The sequence below is a fragment of the Terasakiella sediminum genome, assembly GCF_033100395.1.
Lineage (GTDB): Bacteria > Pseudomonadota > Alphaproteobacteria > Rhodospirillales > Terasakiellaceae > Terasakiella.
On sequence record NZ_JAWLVJ010000058.1, the window covers coordinates 1 to 2202 of the forward strand.

The window sequence follows — 2202 nt, forward strand, 5'->3', positions numbered from 1 at the left end:
CGAGACATGAAATGATTGAGTGCCTTCACCGAACCAAATACAAACCCAAAAACGCCTTAACTTAGTGCCATTCGTGGCTGTCCCCGGAATTGGAATTGTGGGCGGGAGGGTATAGGTTTTTTGTTCGAAAGGGAACGGGGTATGGGAAGCTAGTGGTGTATTATGTGCATAATTTAAGAGTATTTCTGATGAATAAAAACATGAATATCTATCAATAATATGGAAATTTTTGTGATTTTTTTTTGTCATTATTTTAACGCATATCTGTCGAATATTGACTCAAATTATTTGGAAGTGTATATGTATTTGTAACCTAACCGAGTCAAAGGTAGTTATATGACTAATAAGGATAGTGGTCCTAAGCGCGATAAGTTTCGTGAGCTGGCTGTACGCAGGACAGATAAGGCTCTTGAGGCAATTGAGCGCATTGGCAATTTATCAAATAAGCGTTTGTACGAGTGGGAAGCAGCAGAAATTAAGAAGATCGTTAAGGCTCTGAAAGATGAAGTTTCCAAAATGGAGGCAAAGTTCGCTGATACAAAAGATAAGAGAAAGCAAAGATTCACGTTCTAGAAATAGGGGGAATAGGCATGAATGCAGTTCTTGAAGTCAATGCTCTGAAAGTTGATGACCAAGATTTCTTGGTAGCAAGTACGATTGATCGTTGCCCAAAAGTAATGATGATTCGTGAGTTATTCAAAAATGCTGTTGAAGCTGCTACTCAAGCGGTCAACGGGGAGCCGAGAGTTACTTTCGGGGTCACGCATTTTAATGACATTCCCAAGCTTACTATTTGGAACACTGGCCCGGGCATGGATGATGCTGAATTAGTGAGGATGACAAACCTTGCTGCGTCCATCCGGAAAACAAAAGGTTTAGATGATAATTTTGGGATGGGAGCGAAAGTCGCTTCCCTTCCTTCAAACAAAGAAGGGTTGCGTTACCGCTCCTGTAAAGGCGGTGTTGTGCATGAAGTTATCCTTGCTCATCGATCAGGTGTCTATGGTCGAATTAATCGATTTGATGAATATGACAATGAAATCGGAGACGTAATTGAAGTAACTGAGCTGGTGCACTCTGAAGGAAAATATGATGTTTTGACTGATTGGACTGAGGTTGTCCTTCTTGGTAATCATCCTGATCAGAACACTGTGTCTGACCCTTATGATGGTAACCCAAAACAAGAGAAGCAGTGGCTCGCAACGTACCTTTATCACCGTTTCTACCACCTTCCCTGTGACTTGATGGTCAGAATGGAAGAGGGTACACATAAATTGCAATCAGGTTCTCGGCAATTTGAAACCATTCCTAACCGTCTGCGTTTCTTTGAGCAGAATGAGACGGTTAAAGCAGAGAATGGAATTAAGATTCATTACTTGTATGACAAACCATTAGCTGTTGGCGGGAGCCATAATAATTCGATTAGCGGCTCTGTGACTTCGGATGTAAGTACATGTGCCATCATATTCAAAGATGAAATGTATGATCTAATGAAGAAGAAGGAGTGGAAATTACATGCTCCTACTTTTGGCGTTCCTTTTGGAGCGCAACATTTGTCTGTTCATGTTGAGTTGCCAAATGATGCAAATGTCCGGCCTGATGCTTATCGCCAGTTTTTAAGATACATTGATGGCGAGCAGGATGCCGTCGGAGTTATGGATTTTGCAAACCTTGTAATTGAGAATAGACCGGAATGGTTTATTGATTTGATCCATTCCTTTGCACCAACAGGTGCTGATTCAGATGACACTATAAGAAATACACTGCAAGACATGCTGAACAAGTTGCGTGTGCAGACTACAAGTCCACGCATTCGAACTGATGGATTGATTCAATTGGATGCTGGCAATGGTAATGCCACGCAAGATATTTATCAAGGAGAAGGAAATAAAGGCGGGAAAGGTTCAAGAGAAGGGCATATTGACTTTACCGTTACCAGTCATGGTTCGAAAATGGCTTCAATGATGAAGAATCTTGAAAGAGCACCAACACTCATTCGACTTGAGGAAGACTACGAGATCGAGGAGAAGAAGTTAAAAGGTCGTGCCGGAAGGTATTATCAGAGTACGGGTGATCTCTTCTTGAACATGAAGTACCCAGTTATTGAGCAGATGTTTAGGTTCTGTTGACAAAGTGCTTTACCCAAACCCGAATTGATGTGACCTGAACGAAGCCGAGAAAGCTTAACATCGTTTTGTCATA

The 2202-nt window shown here is 41.6% G+C and carries 2 protein-coding genes; both read left to right on the forward strand.

Translation table 11 applies throughout. The features are described from left to right. Nucleotides 1–336 precede the first annotated feature (336 nt). Nucleotides 337–573, forward strand: coding sequence for a hypothetical protein (locus tag RYZ26_RS19765; RefSeq protein ID WP_317684982.1), 237 nt, complete (start codon nucleotides 337–339; stop codon nucleotides 571–573). Between the two features lie 17 nt (nucleotides 574–590). After that, on the forward strand, nucleotides 591–2129 hold the full coding sequence (locus RYZ26_RS19770) for an ATP-binding protein (protein WP_317684983.1): 1539 nt from the start codon (nucleotides 591–593) through the stop codon (nucleotides 2127–2129). Nucleotides 2130–2202 lie beyond the last annotated feature (73 nt).

What these genes read in the sequence shown, in the direction of transcription:
- RYZ26_RS19765 (WP_317684982.1), top strand. Translation starts at nt 337, where the DNA reads ATGACTAATAAGGATAGTGGTCCTAAGCGCGATAAGTTTCGTGAGCTG.
- RYZ26_RS19770 (WP_317684983.1), top strand. Translation starts at nt 591, where the DNA reads ATGAATGCAGTTCTTGAAGTCAATGCTCTGAAAGTTGATGACCAAGAT.